Source organism: Shewanella sp. 5_MG-2023 (genome assembly GCF_030547465.1).
Lineage (GTDB): Bacteria > Pseudomonadota > Gammaproteobacteria > Enterobacterales > Shewanellaceae > Shewanella.
In genome coordinates, this window is the sequence record NZ_JAUORC010000021.1 from 1 (window position 1) to 21356 (window position 21356).

The window sequence follows — 21356 nt, forward strand, 5'->3', positions numbered from 1 at the left end:
GTTTACCTTTTTTTTTGGCACGGTTTTGGGAATATTTTGTAACCCGTTTTTTTTAACCACCCGGGGGGGGCTTTTTAGCCTGGGGTTAAAAATGTTGGGGTTTCCCCCCCCCCCCCCCCGCTTGCACAATATTTATGCATTGTTTAGGGTGCTGTAGCTGGGTGTTGTTTCATTGTTGCTAAATTACTTGTTTTTTATATGCAAAATATGAACTCGCTCAAATATTCTCAACTTTTTTTCAACCATAATAAATACAAGCTTTTACAATCTTATTTTTACTGACCGCCAAAGGGCGGTGACAGATGGAGTGTTTATTATGCGTATCCAACAATTAAGTGAAGTGCTTGAGTTCATTGCCAAGTCACGCTTAGACATGGGTCAGCTTTATGGCCGACTACACCGCAATGCAGACTCTACAAGAGTAAAAATGATGTTGGAATATCTACAGCAACACCAACAGCATGTGCATGACAGTATTGAAAATTATATTGATGAAGCACCAAAGCGTATGCTTGAAACTTGGTATAAAGACATCACCTTCGAAGACTTTGAAAAACGCTGCCAAGACTCGACTCTAGCAGCCAATATGAGTGAAGATGATGTACTCGAGATGCATCTTGATTTAGAAAACCGTTTGATTGGTTTTTTAGAAAAAACCGCTAACAGCACTGAGGTCACTGAAATCAAAGATGCTTTATTAGATTTAGTTCGTGTGGAGAAAACCCAGCAGAAACGTATGGTACATAGCGCATTACGGATGGAAGATATCTAAAATCCGGTTTTCCAGCGTCAATTTTATGTTAATATTTATATATAGAGCCAGCTATCAAGCTGGCTTTATTTTTTTAGGCCATCAAATAGCGCAATAGGCTAAGAGGTTAGTATTCTCAGCTATATTGCAGTTTTATATGATTAATCTCCCAAGTGCTGGTAAGTTAACATGACTTCGATTAAAAAATATCTTAAAGATGAGCAAGCAACGATTGATCTTGGTGTTGAATTATCTTTGTGGGTTTCAGCCCCATTAGTGATTTATTTAACTGGTGATCTCGGTGCAGGTAAAACCACCTTAAGCCGTGGTTTGATCCAAAGTTTAGGTCATGATGGCAATGTAAAGAGTCCAACCTATACCCTAGTTGAGCCCTATGAGCTCAAGGGAATGCAAATTTATCATTTTGACTTATATCGTTTGCTTGATCCTGAAGAGCTTGAATTTATGGGGATCCGCGATTACTTTACTGATAACACTATTAGTATTATCGAGTGGCCAGATAGAGGGCATGGCTTATTACCTGAAGCCGATGTTGCCATTCATTTAAGCTATGACGGAGAGCAACGACAGGTGGAGCTCACTGGCATGACAGGAGCTGGTAATCAGCTTGTCGCTAAGCTTTATAACTAATTAGTTCATAATAAGCTTTAAAAACAAACGCTAGTAAGCATAAGTCAATTAACTAAAATAATAATGACCCTAGAAAAAATGACACGATTTATAATCTTCATATGTTTATTATTCTGCTCCTTACAGGTTGCAGCTAATAAACTTGAAAGTGTGCGAATTTGGGATGCCCCGCAATCAACCCGAGTGGTATTTGATTTGTCTTCGGCACCTGATTATAGCTATTTTGTGCTAACAAACCCCCAGCGTTTGGTTATCGACTTAAAACAAGCTTCAACCAATGTGAAGCTTGCTGATATTGCTAAAGACAGCAAGTTGATCAAAAAAGTGCGTATTAGTTCCCCTCCCAAAAAAGGCACTTTACGTGTGGTGCTTGATTTAAACTCACCAGCAAAGCCGAATTTGTTTGCCCTGACACCGACAGCCCCTTACGGTAATCGTTTAGTGGTCGATTTAGATAACTCTGCCAGTAAAAGTGCAGCGGTACAGTCGGTGGTGCACACTAGCAAGCGCTCTACCGATGTGATTGTCGCTATCGATGCAGGCCATGGCGGCGAAGATCCTGGTTCAATCGGCCCCAAAGGCACCTATGAGAAAAAGATTGTACTTGAGATCTCCAAACGTCTTGCACGAGAAATTAATAAAACACCAGGAATGAAAGCGGTGATGACCCGCACTGGCGATTATTTTGTCAATTTAAATCAACGCTCGGAACTGGCTAGAAATAGTCGAGCTGATTTACTGATTTCTATTCATGCAGATGCATTTACGTCACCACAACCTAATGGGGCATCGGTATGGGTATTATCAAAGCGCCGTGCCAATACCGAAATTGGTCGCGTATTTGAGGATAAAGAAAAGCATTCCGAGCTATTAGGTGGCGTTGGAGACATAATTCAAAACTCCGATAGTGAACAGTATCTTGTGATGACCCTAATCGATATGTCGATGGACCATTCTCTGGCTGAAAGTCATCATATTGCCAGTGATGTATTATCAGGTTTAGGTAAAGTGACTAAACTACATAAGAGTAAACCAGAGCATGCGAGCTTTGCTGTTTTAAAGTCGACTGATATTCCCTCTATTTTGGTGGAAACTGGTTTTATCTCTAACCCTAGAGAAGAAGGGTTATTGTTAAATGGTAACCATCAACAAAAGTTAGCTAATGCGATCCATAAAGGTGTGCTGAAATATTTTGCCGCTAACCCACCTTCAGGCACCTTATTGGCTAAACAGAGTAACACTAAGCATACAGTAAGAAGTGGCGAATCTTTATCGGTTATTGCCCAGCGATATAAAGTCAGCATAGCCAGTATTCGAAAAACCAACAACCTTAAATCAGATGTCCTACGGATAGGCCAAAAGCTGGTTATTCCAAGAGCGTAAATTATGGCTATTCAAATTTTACCACCACAGCTTGCGAACCAAATTGCTGCCGGCGAAGTGGTTGAGCGTCCTGCATCTGTAGTTAAAGAGTTGGTTGAAAATAGCCTTGATGCTGGCGCAACCCGGGTGGATATCGAAATCGACAAAGGTGGCAGTAAGCTCATTAAAATTAGGGACAATGGTAAAGGCATTTCAAAAGAAGAGTTAGCCTTAGCCTTATCTCGTCACGCGACCTCAAAAGTACACTCCCTTGATGACTTAGAAGCCATTTTAAGTTTTGGTTTTAGAGGCGAGGCCTTAGCCAGTATTAGCTCTGTCTCCCGTTTAAGCCTAACATCAAAACCTGCTGAGCAAACTGAAGCGTGGCAAGCCTACGCTGCAGGCTCGCAAATGGACGTTAAAGTGACGCCCGCTGCGCACCCTAAGGGCACTACCATTGAAGTGGTGGATTTATTCTTTAATACCCCTGCCAGACGACGCTTTTTGAAAAGTGATAAAACCGAATTCACCCATATTGATGAATGGTTAAAACGCATTGCCATCGCCAGAACCGATGTGCATTTTACCTTAACCCATAATGGTAAGTTGGCGCGTCAATATCGAGCGGCCAATACTGAAATTCAATACAAACAGCGTCTTGGGAAAATTTGTGGTCGGGCTTTTGCCGAGCATGCTCTGCACCTAGAATGCCAGCATGATGGCTTGATATTATCGGGTTATTTGCAGTCACCAAATGACTTACAACCGACTGATAGCTGCTATTTTTATGTCAATGGCCGTTTAGTGCGAGACCGATTAGTTAACCATGCGGTAAAGCAGGCATTTGGTCAGTTTCAAGTTCAGCATCAACCGGGTTATGTGTTGATGCTTGAGCTGGATCCGCATCAGGTTGATGTCAATGTACATCCAGCAAAGCATGAAGTGCGTTTTCATCAAAGCCGATTAGTGCATGACTTTATTTTACAGGCATTGCAGTCTGTTTTAGCGCAAATACCTGAATTAGATCTCGGTATAGCTAACAAACCTACAGGCGCGCAAACTGGTATTGGCGAGGAAATTGGTCATTCATCAGAGGCAGAAATAAGCAATTGGCAGCAAGTAAGTCAAGACATGCCGCAAAGTCGGGGATCTGCCACTCAATTACATCAACCTAGAGAGTTATCGAGCAGCCGCTTTGGCAGCATGTCGGTGCCAGCGCAGGGCTATCAACACCAAAGCCATCAACCACAGCATAATGCAGCTACCGGAAGCACAGGAGCTACAAGCAGTGGCAATAATCCCTATAGCGGTGGTAGAACAGCTGACACGGTAGAAATAACCCCAACGGCTATCGCTAATTATGGACAATTACTGCAAACCCAAGCTGGAAATTCTTCATTAACGCAAATTAATGAGACAAATCTGTCTGCGCATATCACTATGCCGTCTATTGTTGATGGTCGCTTCTGGGTGATGGTTACAGGTCTGCAGATTTTATTAGTTGATATCGCGCAAGTTTCTATTTTTGTTACAAAATTAGAGATACAGACTAAAATAACAACAGGGCTTGTGGGTCAGCCATTATTAATGCCGGTTTCAATTGAAGCCGATGTTGACTGGAAAATTATCCTTGAAGAGCGAGAGCAGTTATTACGTAGGTTAGGATTAACCCTTTCAATCCGCTACCAACAGTTGATAATTAAGAATGTGCCCCCATATCTCAGAGATACCCAATTAGCTGTGTTGATCCCAGAATTATTAGATTGGATTAAATTAGAGCAGCCATCGGATGAAGCGTTGGCGTTGTGGATGGCAAAACAGCAAGCAAATCATTTTTCAGCCGCAGCTGAAGTGTGGCTTCAATATAGCCAATTAACCGCAGAGCAGCAGCAAATGCAGTTATCAAAGGCGAAATCATTGCCATGGCAATCCTGGTTAGAAGAGAATTAATGTGAACCAACTCAAACAGCCCAAAGTATTGTTTTTAATGGGGCCAACCGCTTCAGGAAAAACGGCTTTAGCAATTGAAATGGCCCAGCAGCATAATTGTGAAATTATCTCTGTTGATTCGGCATTAATCTATCGTCAAATGGATATTGGCTCAGCCAAACCTGATGCCGATGAGCTAGCCTTAGCGCCTCATCGTTTAATTGACATTCTCGACCCCAGTGAAAGTTACTCTGCGGCAGATTTTCGTCGCGATGCATTAATTGAAATAGAAGATATAATTAATCGTGGTAAGACCCCTTTATTGGTAGGGGGGACTATGATGTACTTTAAGGCATTGCTTGAAGGCTTGTCACCGTTACCTGCTGCAGATGAGCAGATCAGAGCGCAAATTATGCAAGAGGCAGAAGAGCAAGGTTGGGATGCATTACATCAACAACTTTGCCAAGTTGATGCCACAGCAGGGGCAAGAATTCATCCTAATGATCCCCAGCGGCTATCTCGCGCTCTAGAAGTATACAGAATTACGGGTAAATCGATGACTGAGCTAACGGCAACAAAGTCAGCGCCGTTACCCTATGATGTGATGCAATTTGCGATAGCGCCACATGAGAGAAAAGTATTACATGAATTGATCGCAAAAAGATTTAAACTAATGATGCAAAATGGTTTTATCGACGAAGTTCAACGATTAAAAGATCGCAAAGACTTACATTTAGATATGCCATCTATGCGTTGTGTCGGCTACCGACAGTGTTGGCAGTACCTCGATGGTGAATTTGACTACGAGACTTTAATAGAAAAAGGCACCGCTGCCACTAGGCAATTAGCCAAACGTCAATTAACATGGTTAAGAAGTTGGCCCGAGTTACATTGGCTTGAAAGTGGCGCCGAAGGAAATTTAGTTACACTTATGCAACATTCTAGCTAGCTAATTAGCTGTTGCTGTATAATACTAAAACTAAACAATAAAACATTCTTCAAAAATTCAAAAAATTTATTTTGAAAATAAAAAAAGGAAATTGAAATGGCTAAGGGGCAATCTTTACAAGACCCATTTTTAAACGCTTTGCGTCGTGAACGTGTACCAGTCTCTATCTATTTAGTGAATGGTATTAAACTACAAGGTCAAGTTGAGTCATTCGACCAATTCGTTATCTTGTTAAAAAATACAGTAAGCCAAATGGTTTACAAGCACGCTATTTCAACTGTTGTACCAGCACGCCCATTTAATGTGGCTGCACAAGGTACTCAGAGCTATACCCCAAATGATGAAGCACCTGCATCAGAATAATATTTAAGGAGTTTACTACTTGTTTGATCGCTATGAAGCGGGTGAAACCGCAGTACTTGTTCACATTGACTTTTCTGACGACGAGCGTAGAGAAGACATTACAGAGTTACAATTATTAGTCGAATCAGCAGGAGTACGCTCTGTTGGTGTTATTACTGGAAGTCGGCGTTCACCAGATCGAAAGTTTTTTGTTGGGTCAGGGAAAGTAGAAGAGCTTGCAGCTATGGTTGCAGCTACAGAAGCTAAAGTGGTGATTTTTAATCATGCACTGAGTCCAGCTCAGGAAAGAAATTTAGAACAGATCTGTCAATGCCGAGTGTTAGACAGAACAACGCTGATTTTAGATATTTTTGCTCAAAGAGCGAGAACACACGAAGGTAAGTTGCAAGTGGAGCTAGCGCAATTGCGCCACATGTCGACGCGCCTTATTCGTGGTTGGACTCACTTGGAGAGACAAAAAGGTGGTATTGGTATGCGTGGCCCGGGTGAAACCCAGCTCGAAACCGATAGACGTTTACTTCGTGGACGGATTAAAAGTATTAATCGCCGACTTGATAAAGTAGACAAACAACGTGAACAAAGTCGACGTTCACGAAAGCGCAGTGACTTATCCACTGTGTCATTGGTGGGTTACACCAATGCGGGAAAATCGACCTTGTTTAATGCGTTAACCGCCTCAGAAGTTTATGCCGCAGATCAATTGTTCGCCACACTTGATCCTACTCTGCGTAAATTGAATTTACCTGACGGAGCAGTTATTTTAGCTGATACAGTTGGGTTTATTCGTCATTTACCTCACGACTTAGTCGCAGCATTTAAAGCAACCTTGCAAGAAACACGTCAAGCTGATCTGTTATTGCATATTGTTGATTGTGCTGATGAGAATATGACGGAGAATTTTGATCAAGTTCAAAATGTGCTTGAAGAAATTGAAGCAGATACTATTCCACAATTGGTCGTTTGTAATAAAATCGACTTATTGGAAGATTTTGTGCCTCGCATCGATTACGACGATGAAGGTAAGCCAGAGCGAGTCTGGGTATCTGCACAAAAACAAATTGGATTTGAATTGCTCTTGCAGGCTATCAACGAGTTAATCGGTGAAGTCATTATAGAGCAGACATTGAAAATTCCAGCTACGGCTGGACATTATCTTGGCCAGTTTTATCGACTGGACGCGATACAGCAGAAAGAGTACGACGATCTGGGGAACTGTATTTTGTCTGTTCGTTTATCGGATGCCAATTGGCGCCGATTAACAAAACAGAGTCAAGGCGAATTAGAGACGTTTATATTTGAGGATTCTTCTGAAGAATCAGACGTAGACGTTATTTGCTAATATCATTTATTTCATCCACTTATGGAGTGCTAAATGGCTTGGAATGAGCCCGGTAACAAGGGAAAAGACCCTTGGGGAAACAAAAACAGTAACGACAAAGGCCCACCAGATCTAGACGAAGTATTTCGTAACCTTTCAAAGCGCTTCGGCGGTGGTAAAGGTGGTTCAGGTGGATCTTCTAGCCCTTCTTTTAACCCAATGAGCCTTATTGTAGTTTTGGTGATTGGTTTAATTATTTGGGGTGGTTCAGGCTTTTATACCATTAAAGAGGCAGAGCGAGGCGTAACCTTACGTTTTGGTCAGCATTCTGGTGAAGTTGGTCCTGGTTTACATTGGAAAGCAACTTTTATTGATGAAGTGTTTCCGGTAAACATTAAAGCAGTGCGCTCTATTCCTGCATCAGGCAGCATGTTAACGGCTGATGAAAACTTAGTGAAAGTGGAACTTGATGTTCAGTATCGAGTGGATGATGCTTATTCTTACTTGTTTAGTGCAGTTGATGCAAATGAGAGTTTGAGTGAAGCAACAGACAGTGCGCTTCGTTATGTGATTGGGCATAACACTATGGATGACATTTTGACTACTGGTCGTGATGCTATTCGTCGTGATACTTGGGCTGAACTTGAGCGTATTCTTGAGCCGTATAAGCTTGGTTTATCAATTCAAGATGTCAACTTCTTACCAGCGCGTCCGCCTGAAGAAGTGAAAGATGCATTTGATGATGCTATTTCTGCACAAGAAGATGAACAGCGTTTCATTCGCGAAGCAGAAGCTTATGCGCGTGAAATTGAGCCTAAAGCACGTGGTCAGGTTGAGCGTATGGCGCAACAGGCTAGCGCGTATAAGCAACGTGAAGTCTTAGAAGCTCAAGGTAAGGTTGCTCGTTTCGAAAAACTTTTGCCTGAGTATCAAATGGCACCAGAAGTGACCCGTAAACGTTTATACCTTAATGCGATGCAAGAGGTCATGGCAGATACTAACAAGGTACTAATTGATACTAAAAACAATGGTAATTTAATGTATTTACCATTAGACAAAATGATGGGTAATCAAGCTAAAACTATGCCTGCAGAGCCAGTTGTTGAAACGCATGTGAACACGCCTTCAAATAATTCGCTTACGTCTTCTATGCCAGTTGATGGACGTCAGACTCGTGAGTCTCGTTCACGCCAAGGGAGGGACTAACTCATGGGTAGAATAGGACTGATTGTTCTGGTAATCATTTTAGGTGTTGGTTTTTCATCTGTTATGGTCGTTAACGAAGGTGAACGTGCTATCGTTTCTCGCTTTGGTGAGATCTTAAAAGATAACGTTGAAGGTCAACCTGTCACGCGTGTATTTGCACCAGGTTTACACTTTAAAATTCCAGCAATAGATAAAGTAAAATATCTAGATGCGCGAATTCAGACCTTAGATGGCGCTGCAGATCGTTTTGTTACTTCAGAGAAAAAAGACCTTATGGTTGACTCTTATGTTAAGTGGCGTATTAGCGATTTTGAAAAGTTTTACCTGTCCACTGGTGGCGGTAATGTTGCAACAGCTGAAAGCCTGTTACAGCGTAAAATCAACAATGACTTACGCACAGAGTTTGGTCGTCGTACTATTAAAGAAATTGTTTCAGGTGAACGTGATGAGTTACAGATTAATGCACTTGAAAACGCATCTGAAAGCTCACAAGATCTTGGTATCGATGTGGTTGATGTGCGCGTTAAGCAAATCAACTTACCTGCCAACGTAAGTAGCAGTATCTTCCAGCGTATGCGTGCTGAACGTCAAGCTGTAGCAAAAGAGCATCGTGCACAGGGTAAAGAGCAATCTGAAATCATCCGTGCAACTATTGATGCTAACGTGACAGTTAAAGTGGCTGAAGCAGAACGTAAAGCATTAACGGTTCGTGGTGAAGGTGATGCATTATCTGCGAAGATTTATGCTGATGCTTATAACAAAGATGCTGAGTTTTATGGTTTCTTAAGAAGTCTTGAAGCTTACAAGGCGAGTTTCGCTGGCAATAGTGATGTTATGGTTTTAGAACCTGACAGTGATTTCTTCAAATACATGAAATCTATCGATGGTAAATAAGCCAACATTTCATTAATTGAAATTTAGCGTTAATTAAAAACCCGGTTTATACCGGGTTTTTTGCGTTTTGAGATTGTGCAGCGAAATAAATTGAATTTCTGCCAGTTGATACCATTAATCAGCTGTGACTAATTTAGATAGCGTATGTTTCATTAAATATTGTTTATTTACAGCAATTTAACTATTTTGTTTGTTCTTATCTTCATAACAACTGAACAAATCGGTAGCTTATTTTTTGCTCATCGCAAAAAAAACACGCAAATCCCGTAACTTAGTTGTGTGAATTACTATGATCTGGTTCTAATTTTTCGCTATAATGAGCCCCGCCTCAAAGTATAGATTTAGCCGTTAGTGATTCTAATGTTGCTAAGTTATTAAAATATAAGAATTCCAACACCCTCTGGGAGATAAGTGGATGAGCAAAGCGCCAGTCGATACCGGACGCCGCAGATTCCTGACAGCCGCAACCGCCGTAGTTGGTGGAGCTGGTGCCGTCGCTGTAGCGGTGCCTTTTATTAAGTCATGGAATCCGAGCGCTAAAGCGAAAGCTGCAGGTGCACCGGTAGAAGTTAACATTAGTAAAGTAGAACCAGGTCAATTAATTCGAGTTGAATGGCGTGGTAAACCTGTATGGGTTGTTCGTCGTACCGAAACCATTTTAAATGAGTTAAGTTCATTAGATGGTCAATTACGCGATCCTGCTTCAGAAGAATTACAACAGCCCGCGTATGCAGCTAATCCTGCACGTTCAATTAAGCCTGAGTTCTTTATTGCTGTCGGGATTTGTACACATTTAGGTTGTTCACCAACTTATTTACCAGATAGCTTTGGTGAGCAAGTAGAAGGTGTATCTGCTGGTTTCTTCTGTCCATGTCATGGCTCTAAGTTTGATATGGCTGGACGTGTATTTCAGGGCGTACCAGCACCATTGAACCTAGTTGTACCTCCGCATCAATATGTCGATGATGGAACTGTACTCATCGGTGTCGACACAGGAGCTGCATAATGGTTAAGAATATCGTTGATTGGATTGATGCTCGCATCCCAATGACGGCGACCTATAATCGCCATGTTGGTCAATATCCAACACCAAAGAACTTTAACTTTTGGTATTTCTTTGGTTCATTAGCATTACTTGTTTTAGTTAACCAGCTATTAACGGGCATTTGGTTAACCATGAACTACGTACCAACAGCTGAAGGCGCTTTTGCTTCAGTTGAATACATCATGCGTGATGTAGAGTACGGCTGGTTACTTCGTTATATGCACTCCACGGGTGCCTCGGCATTCTTCGTGGTGGTTTATCTGCATATGTTCCGTGGCTTAATCTACGGTTCTTATCAAAAACCTAGAGAGCTACTTTGGTTATTTGGTATGTTGATTTTCCTCGTGCTAATGGCTGAAGCCTTCATGGGTTACTTGCTACCTTGGGGACAAATGTCTTACTGGGGTGCACAGGTTATTATCTCATTATTTGGTGCGATTCCATTTATTGGTGATGACCTCACATTGTGGATCCGTGGTGACTATGTTGTTTCTGGTGCGACACTAAACCGTTTCTTTGCATTACATGTTATTGCACTGCCTCTAGTTTTAGTTGTATTAGTTTTCCTTCACTTGATTGCTTTACACGAAGTAGGCTCAAACAACCCTGACGGTGTCGAAGTTAAAAAGAATAAAGATGAAAATGGCTGGCCAGTTGATGCTATCCCTTTCCACCCTTATTACACAGTAAAAGATATCATGGGCGTCGCCGGTTTCTTAATCGTCTTCTGTTACGTGTTGTTCTTTATGCCTGAAGGTGGCGGTTACTTCCTTGAAAAGCCAAACTTTGAAGCGGCTAACCCAATGAAAACCCCTGAGCATATCGCTCCAGTATGGTATTTCACGCCATTCTATGCAATTTTGCGTGCTATTCCTGACAAGCTTTTAGGTGTTGTCGGTATGGGGCTCGCGATTGCGGTACTGTTCGTATTACCTTGGTTAGATCGCTGTAAAGTGAAGTCGATTCGTTATCGTGGACTTGTTCATAAGATTAACATTGCGCAGTTTACCGTTTCATTCTTGATCCTAGGTTATTTAGGTGCGGTTCCAGCTACGCCTACATTAACTATTGCAGCGCGTATCTTTACACTTACTTATTTTGCCTTCTTCGTGGCGCTGTGGGTTTACAGTAAAAACGAAAAGACAAAACCAGTTCCTACGAGGGTGACGCACTAATGAAAAAGCTATTAATCGCATTAGTTACATTGTTACCAACGCTAGCAATAGCGGCTGGTGGCAACAATGAATTTGTTAAGAGTCCTGATCCGGAAATCAACCTACATGACAATGAGTCATTAGAGCGTGGTTTAGACTTATTTCAACAATACTGTTCAGGTTGTCATAGTACCCAGTACCAACGCTATGGCCGTGTTGCTGAAGATTTAGGTATTTCAGTTGATGACATGCGTAACAAGTATATGTTCACCGATGCTAAAGTGGGTGAGCTAATGGAAAACTCTATCCCTGAAGCTGACGCAGCTAAGTGGTTTGGTGCAGCGCCACCAGACTTAACTTTAGTGGCTCGCGTGCGTGGTGCCGATTGGGTTTATTCATACCTTAAAGGCTTTTATAAAGATGAAAGTCGTCCATTTGGGGTAAACAATACTGTTTTCCCATTGGTGGGTATGCCCCATGTTCTTGAAGATTTACAAGGTATTTCTGTAAAACAAGAAGATGGAACGCTAGTTGCGACTGGTGGCTCTATGAACGCAGAAGAGTACGATCAAGCGGTGCGAGATATCACCGGTTTCCTTGTATATTCAGCCGATCCAGTGAAGCTTGAACGTGAAGCTTTAGGCTGGTGGGTACTCGGATTTCTATTCTTTTTCTTCATCATTGCCTATTTGTTGAAGAAAGAATACTGGAAAGATGTGCACTAGACACGAATAACGGGTAAAATACATTATTCGCATACTCTAAACGAGGGGCTTAGCCCCTCGTTTGTTTTGTTTTTCCGTTTCTGGAGGATATCAATGGCTGTAGCTGCCAACAAACGCTCTATCATGACACTGTTTTCAGGTGCCGATGATTTATATAGCCACCAAGTACGTATCGTACTGGCTGAGAAAGGGGTAACTGTTGATGTATTACAGGTAGACCCTAGCGAGAAGCCTCAGGAGTTACTTGACGTAAATCCTTACAACTCAGTTCCGACTTTAGTTGATCGTGAATTAGTATTGTATGAGTCTCGCATTATCATGGAATACCTGGATGAACGCTTTCCACATCCACCATTGATGCCAGTATATCCAGTTGCTCGCGGACAAAGTCGTCTAATGATGCACCGTATTGATACTGACTGGTATGAATTGGTTGCCCGTATTCGCCGTGGCGACAAAGCTGATGCTGCTCGTAAAGAGTTAACTGATAGCTTGGTTGCTTTAGCGCCAGTATTTGCTGAAATGCCATACTTTATGAGCGAAGAATTTGGTCTTTCTGATTGTTACTTAGGGCCGCTATTATGGCGTTTACCTGAACTAGGTATTAACCTTGATGCCCGTACTTCTAAAGATATCCATGCTTACATGACACGTATTTTTGAACGTGAATCATTTAAAGCATCGTTAACTGAGGTTGAGCGCGAAATGCGCATGGGCATGTAATGAAAGCAATTACCCCTAATCGTCCATATTTGTTGCGGGCTTACTATGAGTGGTTGATGGATAATCACTTTACCCCACATGTTGTCGTGGATGCATTTGTGAAAGGGACTCAAGTACCTCAAGAGTTTGTTAAAGACGGTCAAATCGTACTTAACATAGCTGGCGGTGCTGTGGGAAATTTGCAAATGACCAATGAATTTGTCGAGTTTAATGCTCGTTTTGGTGGTGTACCGCAGCAAGTCGTTTTACCGATGGCTGCTATCGTGGCAATTTATGCCCGTGAAAATGGTGCTGGTACCGTGTTTGATATGGAAGATGCTTATATGGCAGAAGATGAATCTGAAGATTTATCACCTGCTACAAGAGCATTTTCTACAGTAGAATCGACCGTAGATGCTACTGTTGACACTGCTGTATCAACTGAAGAAAAGCCAACTGGTGATTCTGAAAAAACTAAAGGACGTGCTCATTTAACGGTTGTTAAATAGTCGGCTCAAATCATAAAAAAACCAGTTATTAGTCCTAGATTAGTAACTGGTTTTTTATTGTCTGTTATTTACTGAGTGGCATAGTGTGCAGCTATTGAAGTCTCAGTAACATCTTAAACTTATCTTGCTAGTTTTACTTCCACTCCACTGAACTGTCCTAGTGCTTAAGCGCATGGGCTGCTAATCTTGTTAGTTTGAAAGCGACTTTTAAACAACGGTTTTCCAAATTATCATTTTCAATTTCTAGCTGGTATCGCGCCAAAATAGCCAGATAAGCACAGAGCTGCTCGCTATCCATGGCTAATGCTAATTGGGCGATTGGTTCGATAAAGGTTTGGTACTGATTTCGATAGCGAGCATTAGGAAATTGCTCACTAGGGTCCCAGTCTTGCCATAGGCAAAGATCCACTTGCTGTTGAAATTGGCATAAGGCTTCAGGGCTTATATCCACCTTAGGCAGTTGCTTTATCATCATCGCTAACAATGCTTCAACACCACTGGCAATCTGTTCTTCTGGGGTGGGTTGGTCAATAAAACAAAACTCGCCAAGGCTGAGTTGTGCATTATCAGATACGCAGGCGTCCTCAAGTTGTTTTTTGCGACCTTGATGCCAAGCAAAACTCACGAGTGGGTAGTTGGCAACCGCTGCGTTGTAATTAACACAAGCCAGGTATTCATTTTGAATATCTGGGAAACTGTCTAAGGGATAATGAGCCACTATTACCGGAACTGTTAACAGATAGTGAGGGTGTTGCTCGGTTAACTCAAATGTTGGGTAATTCAAAATAATATTTAGTGCATGATTGAGCGAGTGATCTTTATCAAACGCGCAGGGCCAATATTGCTGTGATAAAGCATGACTTGGCTCTATATACGGCGCTAACGCTGTGATTGTTTGTTGATCCCAACAAGCATGCACTGCGCGAATATGACCAAAATCCAAAAACAGTGGCAATGACATAAACCAATCTATCCATTGATAAATTGATTCGTCAGCGGGATCAAATAACGATAGGAAAAAGGGGCCTTGTTGGCTTAGGCTATCTGAATTGAGTGCTAGCTTGCTCGCGCTAACTAAAGGCTCGTCTGTGATCGGGTGGTGTTTACTCCAACCTATGGCGTTAAACTCATTTATGCCAAGCAAACAATAAGCATAACCTTCATCAACCAGCCGTTTTATAAAGTTGAGTAAGGCGATGTGCTCAATAGCGGCTGCATCGGTTTGAGCAGGCTGGTGTGACGCAATTAAGTTGCCACAAAAAACTAACTTAACAAATTGAATACTCGATTGTGGATCATCGATATCAAAATCAATTTCGGCTAATAAATCGGTTAACTTGTCTAAGCGACCATAAATATCACCAATAAAATAAAGACTGACATTTCCCACCTGTGTGACTTGTGTTCCTGAAACTTGTGTATTTAAAAATTGCATTCCCATAGTTTACCTTCCTAAGATGGCGGTAGGAGCCACTGATATAGAGCTATAGTATAACCTAGCAATTAAACGTTACAGTCAACAAAACCAGCGATAGGTCTAAACGCTTAAGCACTGAGCAAAGCTATGCTATTATCCGCCACCATTCAGGTATTTTAGCTTTCCTGATTAATTATTCTTATAAAGCAATCTTGTACTTAGGGTCCTTAATGCTGTTAATGATTGATAACTACGATTCGTTTACTTTTAACTTAGTGCAATATTTTCAGCAGCTAGGTTTTGAGATTATGGTAAAGCGTAATGACGAGATCAGCATTGCAGAAATCCAAGCCTTAAATCCAACTCATTTGGTTATTTCTCCAGGCCCTTGCTCGCCTAATGAAGCGGGGATCTCATTAGAAGCAATCGAATACTTTGCCGGTAAACTGCCAATTTTAGGGGTATGTCTAGGTCATCAAGCCATTGCACAGGTGTTCGGCGCTAATGTTGTTCGTGCTAAAAGAGTGATGCATGGTAAAACCAGCAAGATAAATCACCATGAAGCTGGCTTGTTTAAACAGCTTAATCAGCCACTTACAGTTACCCGTTATCATTCTTTACTAGTTGAAAGTTTACCTGATGGTTTTCAACTTGATGCATGGTTTGATGATCCAATTCATGGCCGTGAGATCATGGCGATGCGCCATAATAGTTTGCCTATATTTGGGGTGCAATTTCATCCAGAAGCTATTTTGACCGAACAAGGTCTTGAGTTACTACAGAATTTTTTAAATTATTAACTTGCTCATTTGGGGCCAATGAGTCGCATTTGGATCCCTTTATCATCTTCTAAACGGCTAACCTTACTTTCCTCTCCAATAATCAATAATTTCCGTTACAACTTTGACCAAAAAAGCTCACAAGTTTACTCCTTTTTTATGATATAAAAGAGCAATAATAAAAGCACTTGCCAAACAGTGGTTAACGTTTAGGCGAGAATATACCAAACATCTTTGATGACAAAGGATTCAATATGACAAGGCTACTGCGCAATACTGCGCTTAGTGCGCTTTCTTTAGCGATCATTTCTGGTTGCAGCGCGACCGCAACTAGCAATAACACCCCAAGCATTTCTAACGCAGCTTCAAGTTACACAGTGCCGCTTGCGACACCTCCTCAAGTTGAACAGCCTTTAACCTTAAATCAGATCATGGCCAACCCTGATTGGATGGGTGTGTTAGCTAAAAATGCTTATTGGGGCGATGATAGTCAGTCAATTTATTTTAATCGACAAGCACATCAGGCGCCAATTGCTGAGGTTTATCAGCAAGGCGTGAGTCAAACTCAGGCAAGTCTTATTAGCTTGAATCAGTTGCATTTAACTGATCAAAAGCACGGTGTGTTGAGTGCAGACAAATCGCAAAAAGCCTATATCTATCAGGGTAATATATTCGTTAAGCAATTAGCGTCAGGGGACGTAAAACAGCTTACCCGCGTGAATACTGCCATTGATGAGGTTAAGTTTCTTAGTAGCGGCGACTTAGCATATTTTCAAGGTAATAGTGTCTTCAAAATCCATCTGCAGACTGGGTTAACTGAGCAGCTAGCAGATGTGCAAATGGCCAATGCCCCTAAAGGGGTTAGCGATCCAGAATCTTACATTGCCAAACAACAGCATCGTTTGATTGCCTATGTTGCTTTGCAGCATAACAAGAGTAAAACCCGCGCTGAATATGCCGAGGAGTTAGCGGCGCAAGACCCGACTTTTGCGGCTAAAACTTGGTATTTAGGCGATGATGAAAAAGTCTCTGATATGAGTCTTTCCGCTGATGGCCGTTACTTAGTGGTTAACTTAGTTGATAAAGACTATAGCTGGCGCAGCGAGCACGACATCATGCCAAATTATCTAGGTAAAGATGGCTATGTTGATGCAGTACCTGCAAGGGCGCGTGTGGCTGAAGACAGTTACCCAGGTGAACGATTGGTGGTCCTAGACTTGGTCGATCACGTTAAGAAAGATATCACTATTGAAGGTCTTGATGGTTACGATGCCGACGTGTTAGCCAGTGTAAAAGCTGAAAATGCCAAAGCCAAAGGCGAGCGTTATAACAGCGAAAAATCGCCACGGGTATTGCAACTGATGCAAGATTGGACTTGGAGTCAAAGTCCGATGCAGTGGCATGAATCTGAAAATAAATTGCTGGTTATGATTGAAGCGGTTGATAATAAAGATCGCTGGATCGCCAGTGTCAACCTTGAAACCGGCAAGCTAAAAACAGAGCACCGTTTACATGATGATGCTTGGGTTAACTACACCTTTAATCAATTTGGTTGGGTGGGAACATCTGAGTCATTCTATTACTTATCTGAAGAGTCTGGTTATTCACAGCTTTATGTTAAAGGTGAAAATGGCAAGACCAGCGCACTTACCAATGGCGAATATGTGGTTGATCAAGTGACCTTATCACCCGATGCGACGCATCTTTATTATCGTGCTAACAAAGACCACCCTGGAACTTATAATGTTTATCGGGTTGAGATTGCTAGCGGTAAAACTGAGCAGCTGACCCAGTGGACAGGTACCCTTGATTATGAGTTAAGCCCTAATGGTCAATCGTTGCTATTAACGGCATCAACAGCCACCCAACCTAATGAGCTGTATGTGCAGCCAATTGGCGGCGAGCTTAAGCAGTTAACTCATTACACCAGTAAAGCGTTTGCAGATTATGCATGGCAAGCCCCTCAAGTAGTAAAAGTACCATCAACTCATGGTGCGAAAGACATTTACGCTAGAGTCTATTTACCTCAGGGCTATGATGCTAATAATGCTGAAAAATATCCTGCAGTAATTTTTAACCATGGTGCGGGTTACCTGCAAAATGCCCATAATGGTTTTTCTGGCTATTTCAGAGAGTTCATGTTCCATAACTTATTAACACAACAGGGTTATGTCGTCATGGATATGGATTACCGTGGTTCTAAAGGTTATGGCCGCGATTGGCGCACCGCTGTGTATCGCAATATGGGTCATCCTGAAGTTGAAGATTTAAAAGACGGCGTTAGCTGGATGGCGGCTAACAGTCATGTTGACGGCGCTAAAGTAGGTACCTATGGCGGCTCTTATGGCGGCTTCTTAACGTTCATGGCGTTATTTAATGAGCCTGAGTTATTCCAAGCGGGCGCAGCACTTCGTCCGGTCACCGATTGGGCGCATTATAATGCGCCATATACCTCTAACATCTTAAATACCCCAGATGTTGACCCCATTGCCTATGAAAAGAGTTCACCAATTGAACACGCACAGGGTTTACAAAAACCATTGCTGATCATGAGCGGTGTGCTCGATGACAATGTGTTCTTCCAAGATAGTGTGCGCTTAGTACAACGCTTGATTGAGTTAGAAAAGCCGATGTTTGAAACCGCGATTTACCCTGTTGAGCCACATGGCTTTAGACAGGCATCAAGCTGGTTAGATGAATATCGTCGTATCTACAAATTGTTTGAGCAAGAGCTAAAGTAATGATGCGTTTTACTTAAGCTGATTTAAACCATAAGGCTTCCATTTGGAGGCCTTATTTGTAACGATAAGCAGCAGTTGAAATATAATTTTCATATAACTAACACAGAATTAAAGGCAGTTTATTTGTGGCAGTGTCGGTAGCAGGTGGCGTAAGGCCAGGAAAAGTCATTGAAGTTGAGCGCAGGCTGTATAAGCAACTGATTATGGGTAAGGAAAAGTTACCCTCGCAGCTTGATGACTTAGATAAGCAGTTAGAAGATGACGCCAATAAACTTGAAGTTGAACGTTTAGCCATTAAAGCACGTTTAGAAGAGCAAGCGCGGGCTCAGTTGGTGTTACAGCGCATATCAGAGCAATTGACTAACACTGTCATAAGCTCCCTTGAGCATCAGCTCAATTCACCTCAGCAGATGTTAGCGCAATCGGGTTTAAAAGAGTCCCATATTTTATTATTGGATTTACTGCTTAACAAAGAACCTGATCTGCGCCGAGTGCGATCGCTTGTTGAAAATATCAGCTGGCTATCGACCGATCTTATCAATTTAATCAATAGCCCAGCCTCGAGTCACCGCAGACCGCAGCGATCAGAAGTCAAAGTAACCGACATTAAGTTAGTGCTTAATTATATTGGCATTGAAAATTTGCAAGCTGTGATCCCTTACTTTTGTTTACGGCATTGGCTGCCATCGGGCAATACTAACCTGATTTGGGCTAGTCGTAAGTTATGGCGTTACAGCATGATCACCGCCATAGCGGCCAAAGCATTGGCAGCGCTGCATCAAAAGGATGTGGCATTGGTTTATAGCGCAGCTTTGATGAAGCAATTAGGCGCAGCGACTATATTAAATGCCAGCGCCAGACAATTTGAAAACACATGGGGAACCTGGCTACGTGAGACCAGCGCCAAAGGGGATAAAACCTTATACGATGCGGTAATGGCCTCAGCATTTCCAGCTGAGGAAGTGTTTGAGCAAGTGATGTCCTATGGTGAGCAGCTTAATTGGCAATTATTGGACTTAATGGATTTTAACCAGAGCCAGCTAACCCAAGTGCTAAAAGAGCTCGATTTAAATTATCACTTTAGCGAGTTTTCCACAGAAAGCGCTATCGTTGCCAAAGCCAGTTGTTATGCCAAGGTATTAATATTAGAGCAATCGCGTTTAATTGAGCCGCAAGAGAAGCGAGTGTTATTTGATTATTATGAATTTACCGAGCAAGAGCTGATCCGTTTAAAAGCGCAAAATTACCGCAAGCTTAATTTAGTTTAAAGTCAGGCTTTATCCCCCTTAAGTATGACTAAATCTTGTTTAGTTATGCATTTATGATGAATAGCTAGCTTATTTGAGGCCAAATAACTTTTTTTATGACTATTTATGCTAAAAATAAGCTGTAATAGCACTTTGTATGTGAAGTTTGTTAACTCTTTATGCATTATTCATTTAAGTTATGAATAGTTAACCGCTAAAAACTGGTATTTTGATCACGTTTTAGCTAATAATGACCTGCAAGCTATACAAACATCCGCAGTCAACTTAAACCAAAATCAATACAGCAAGCGGAATAGAGTGACTTAAGTGTCGCTAATAACTTTAAGGAACGAAAAGCAATGAGCGTTGAAATGAACTTAACACGTGCCCAATTTGATGAAGTCATGGTGCCTAACTATGCGCCAGCAGCCGTAATCCCAGTTCGCGGAGAAGGCAGTCGAGTTTGGGATCAACAAGGTAATGAGTTTATTGACTTTGCTGGTGGTATTGCAGTGAATTGTTTAGGTCATTGTCACCCAGCACTTGTTGGCGCCCTAAAAGAACAAGGTGAAAAGCTGTGGCATTTATCAAACGTAATGACCAATGAGCCAGCATTAGAGCTGGCGACGAAACTGGTTAACGCCACGTTTGCTGAGCGTGTTTACTTTGCTAACTCAGGTGCTGAAGCCAATGAAGCTGCACTAAAACTTGCCCGTCGTTACGCATTAGATAATCACGGCCCACAAAAAGATCAAATCATCGCCTTTGATAAAGCATTCCATGGTCGTACCTTCTTTACTGTTACTGTGGGTGGTCAAGCGGCTTACTCTGATGGTTTCGGGCCTAAACCACAAAGCGTTACTCATGTACCATTTAATGATATTGCCGCTCTAGAAGCGGTAATTTCTGATAACACTTGTGCCATCATGCTTGAACCACTTCAAGGTGAAGGCGGTATTATCAATGGTGACCCAGAATTCTTAAAAGCTGTGCGCGCACTTGCTGATAAGCATGACGCATTAGTTATTTTTGATGAAGTGCAAACAGGTGTTGGCCGTACCGGTGAGTTATTTGCCTACATGGGCACCGATATTGTGCCTGATATTTTAACCAGCGCCAAAGCCCTAGGTGGCGGTTTCCCAATTGCTGCAATGCTAACCACTGCTAAAATTGCCGCACATCTTAAAATTGGTACTCATGGTTCGACTTATGGCGGCAACCCATTAGCGTGCGCTATTGGTAATGCTGTTATGGATGTGGTGAATACGCCTGAAGTACTGAATGGTGTTAAGCATCGCGAACAGTTATTCCGTGATGGTTTAGCGGCAATCAATGCCAAATATAATGTGTTCTCAGAAGTGCGTGGTAAAGGCATGTTATTAGGCGCAGTACTTAACGAGCAATATGCAGGCCGTAGCCGTGACTTCTTAGTTGCATCGGTTGCAGAAGGCTTAATGAGCTTGATTGCTGGCGCTAACGTCGTGCGTTTTGCTCCATCTCTTGTTATCCCAGAAGCTGATATCGCTGAAGGTTTAGCACGTTTCGAACGTGCTGTAGCTAAAGTGGTTGCAGGTTAATAGATAAGTAAAGCGTAAGGGTAAAACCTTGCGCTTT

At 42.0% G+C, this 21356-nt stretch carries 19 protein-coding genes; 18 read left to right on the forward strand and 1 reads right to left on the reverse strand.

Annotation, left to right across the window (positions count from 1 at the left end; all coding sequences use genetic code 11):
* Window positions 1-316: 316 nt before the first annotated feature.
* The 14 genes from Q4557_RS13375 (at window position 317) to Q4557_RS13440 (ending at window position 13558) form a co-directional block, all read left to right on the forward strand.
* Complete coding sequence (locus Q4557_RS13375) at window positions 317-772, forward strand: hypothetical protein (RefSeq protein WP_102439937.1); 456 nt, start codon at window positions 317-319, stop codon at window positions 770-772.
* Window positions 773-940: 168 nt separating this feature from the next.
* Window positions 941-1402: a tRNA (adenosine(37)-N6)-threonylcarbamoyltransferase complex ATPase subunit type 1 TsaE gene (tsaE, locus tag Q4557_RS13380; protein ID WP_102439936.1), complete on the forward strand. Its 462-nt coding sequence runs from the start codon at window positions 941-943 to the stop codon at window positions 1400-1402.
* A 78-nt stretch (window positions 1403-1480) separates the two neighbouring features.
* A complete protein-coding gene (locus tag Q4557_RS13385; RefSeq protein ID WP_102520665.1) occupies window positions 1481-2785 on the forward strand; it encodes an N-acetylmuramoyl-L-alanine amidase in 1305 nt (434 codons plus the stop codon).
* 3 nt (window positions 2786-2788) lie between these two features.
* The gene (gene mutL, locus Q4557_RS13390) at window positions 2789-4714 is read left to right on the forward strand and encodes a DNA mismatch repair endonuclease MutL (RefSeq protein ID WP_303413314.1); all 1926 of its coding nucleotides are present in this window, start codon (window positions 2789-2791) and stop codon (window positions 4712-4714) included.
* Window position 4715: 1 nt separating this feature from the next.
* A complete protein-coding gene (gene miaA / locus Q4557_RS13395; RefSeq protein ID WP_102475908.1) occupies window positions 4716-5642 on the forward strand; it encodes a tRNA (adenosine(37)-N6)-dimethylallyltransferase MiaA in 927 nt (308 codons plus the stop codon).
* 96 nt (window positions 5643-5738) lie between these two features.
* Window positions 5739-6005 carry an RNA chaperone Hfq gene (gene hfq / locus Q4557_RS13400; protein ID WP_102439933.1) on the forward strand — a complete coding sequence of 89 codons (267 nt, stop codon included), beginning with the start codon at window positions 5739-5741 and terminating at the stop codon, window positions 6003-6005.
* Window positions 6006-6024: 19 nt separating this feature from the next.
* Window positions 6025-7344, forward strand: a complete 1320-nt coding sequence (gene hflX, locus Q4557_RS13405; RefSeq protein WP_102520637.1) for a ribosome rescue GTPase HflX — start codon at window positions 6025-6027, stop codon at window positions 7342-7344.
* Between the two features lie 33 nt (window positions 7345-7377).
* Window positions 7378-8529, forward strand: coding sequence for an FtsH protease activity modulator HflK (gene hflK, locus Q4557_RS13410; protein ID WP_102439931.1), 1152 nt, complete (start codon window positions 7378-7380; stop codon window positions 8527-8529).
* 3 nt (window positions 8530-8532) lie between these two features.
* Entirely contained in the window at window positions 8533-9423 is an 891-nt protein-coding gene (gene hflC, locus Q4557_RS13415) for a protease modulator HflC (protein WP_102439930.1), read from the forward strand.
* A 415-nt stretch (window positions 9424-9838) separates the two neighbouring features.
* On the forward strand, window positions 9839-10429 hold the full coding sequence (gene petA / locus Q4557_RS13420) for a ubiquinol-cytochrome c reductase iron-sulfur subunit (protein ID WP_076539021.1): 591 nt from the start codon (window positions 9839-9841) through the stop codon (window positions 10427-10429).
* Window positions 10429-11643 (forward strand): cytochrome bc complex cytochrome b subunit, encoded by a 1215-nt coding sequence (locus Q4557_RS13425; RefSeq protein WP_102439929.1) that lies wholly within the window; start codon window positions 10429-10431, stop codon window positions 11641-11643. Before petA ends, Q4557_RS13425 begins: the two co-directional genes overlap by 1 nt.
* The gene (locus Q4557_RS13430; RefSeq protein ID WP_102439928.1) at window positions 11643-12347 is read left to right on the forward strand and encodes a cytochrome c1; all 705 of its coding nucleotides are present in this window, start codon (window positions 11643-11645) and stop codon (window positions 12345-12347) included. Before Q4557_RS13425 ends, Q4557_RS13430 begins: the two co-directional genes overlap by 1 nt.
* Before the next feature lie 93 nt (window positions 12348-12440).
* The gene (gene sspA / locus Q4557_RS13435) at window positions 12441-13070 is read left to right on the forward strand and encodes a stringent starvation protein SspA (RefSeq protein WP_076539012.1); all 630 of its coding nucleotides are present in this window, start codon (window positions 12441-12443) and stop codon (window positions 13068-13070) included.
* Window positions 13070-13558, forward strand: a complete 489-nt coding sequence (locus Q4557_RS13440; protein ID WP_102439927.1) for a ClpXP protease specificity-enhancing factor — start codon at window positions 13070-13072, stop codon at window positions 13556-13558. The genes sspA and Q4557_RS13440 overlap by 1 nt, the downstream gene beginning before the upstream one ends.
* Before the next feature lie 157 nt (window positions 13559-13715).
* Here the strand turns inward: Q4557_RS13440 and Q4557_RS13445 are convergent, their stop codons facing one another.
* Entirely contained in the window at window positions 13716-14999 is a 1284-nt protein-coding gene (locus Q4557_RS13445; protein ID WP_102439926.1) for a hypothetical protein, read from the reverse strand.
* A gap of 206 nt (window positions 15000-15205) precedes the next feature.
* On the opposite strand from Q4557_RS13445, the gene Q4557_RS13450 reads away from it, so the two are divergent.
* The 4 genes from Q4557_RS13450 to Q4557_RS13465 all read left to right on the forward strand — a co-directional run bounded on the left by Q4557_RS13450 (window position 15206) and on the right by Q4557_RS13465 (window position 21319).
* Window positions 15206-15775 carry an aminodeoxychorismate/anthranilate synthase component II gene (locus tag Q4557_RS13450; protein ID WP_303413326.1) on the forward strand — a complete coding sequence of 190 codons (570 nt, stop codon included), beginning with the start codon at window positions 15206-15208 and terminating at the stop codon, window positions 15773-15775.
* A gap of 233 nt (window positions 15776-16008) precedes the next feature.
* Window positions 16009-18495, forward strand: a complete 2487-nt coding sequence (locus tag Q4557_RS13455; protein ID WP_102439924.1) for a S9 family peptidase — start codon at window positions 16009-16011, stop codon at window positions 18493-18495.
* Window positions 18496-18620: 125 nt separating this feature from the next.
* Window positions 18621-19763, forward strand: coding sequence for an HDOD domain-containing protein (locus Q4557_RS13460; RefSeq protein WP_303413327.1), 1143 nt, complete (start codon window positions 18621-18623; stop codon window positions 19761-19763).
* A 338-nt stretch (window positions 19764-20101) separates the two neighbouring features.
* Window positions 20102-21319 (forward strand): aspartate aminotransferase family protein, encoded by a 1218-nt coding sequence (locus tag Q4557_RS13465; protein WP_102439922.1) that lies wholly within the window; start codon window positions 20102-20104, stop codon window positions 21317-21319.
* Window positions 21320-21356 lie beyond the last annotated feature (37 nt).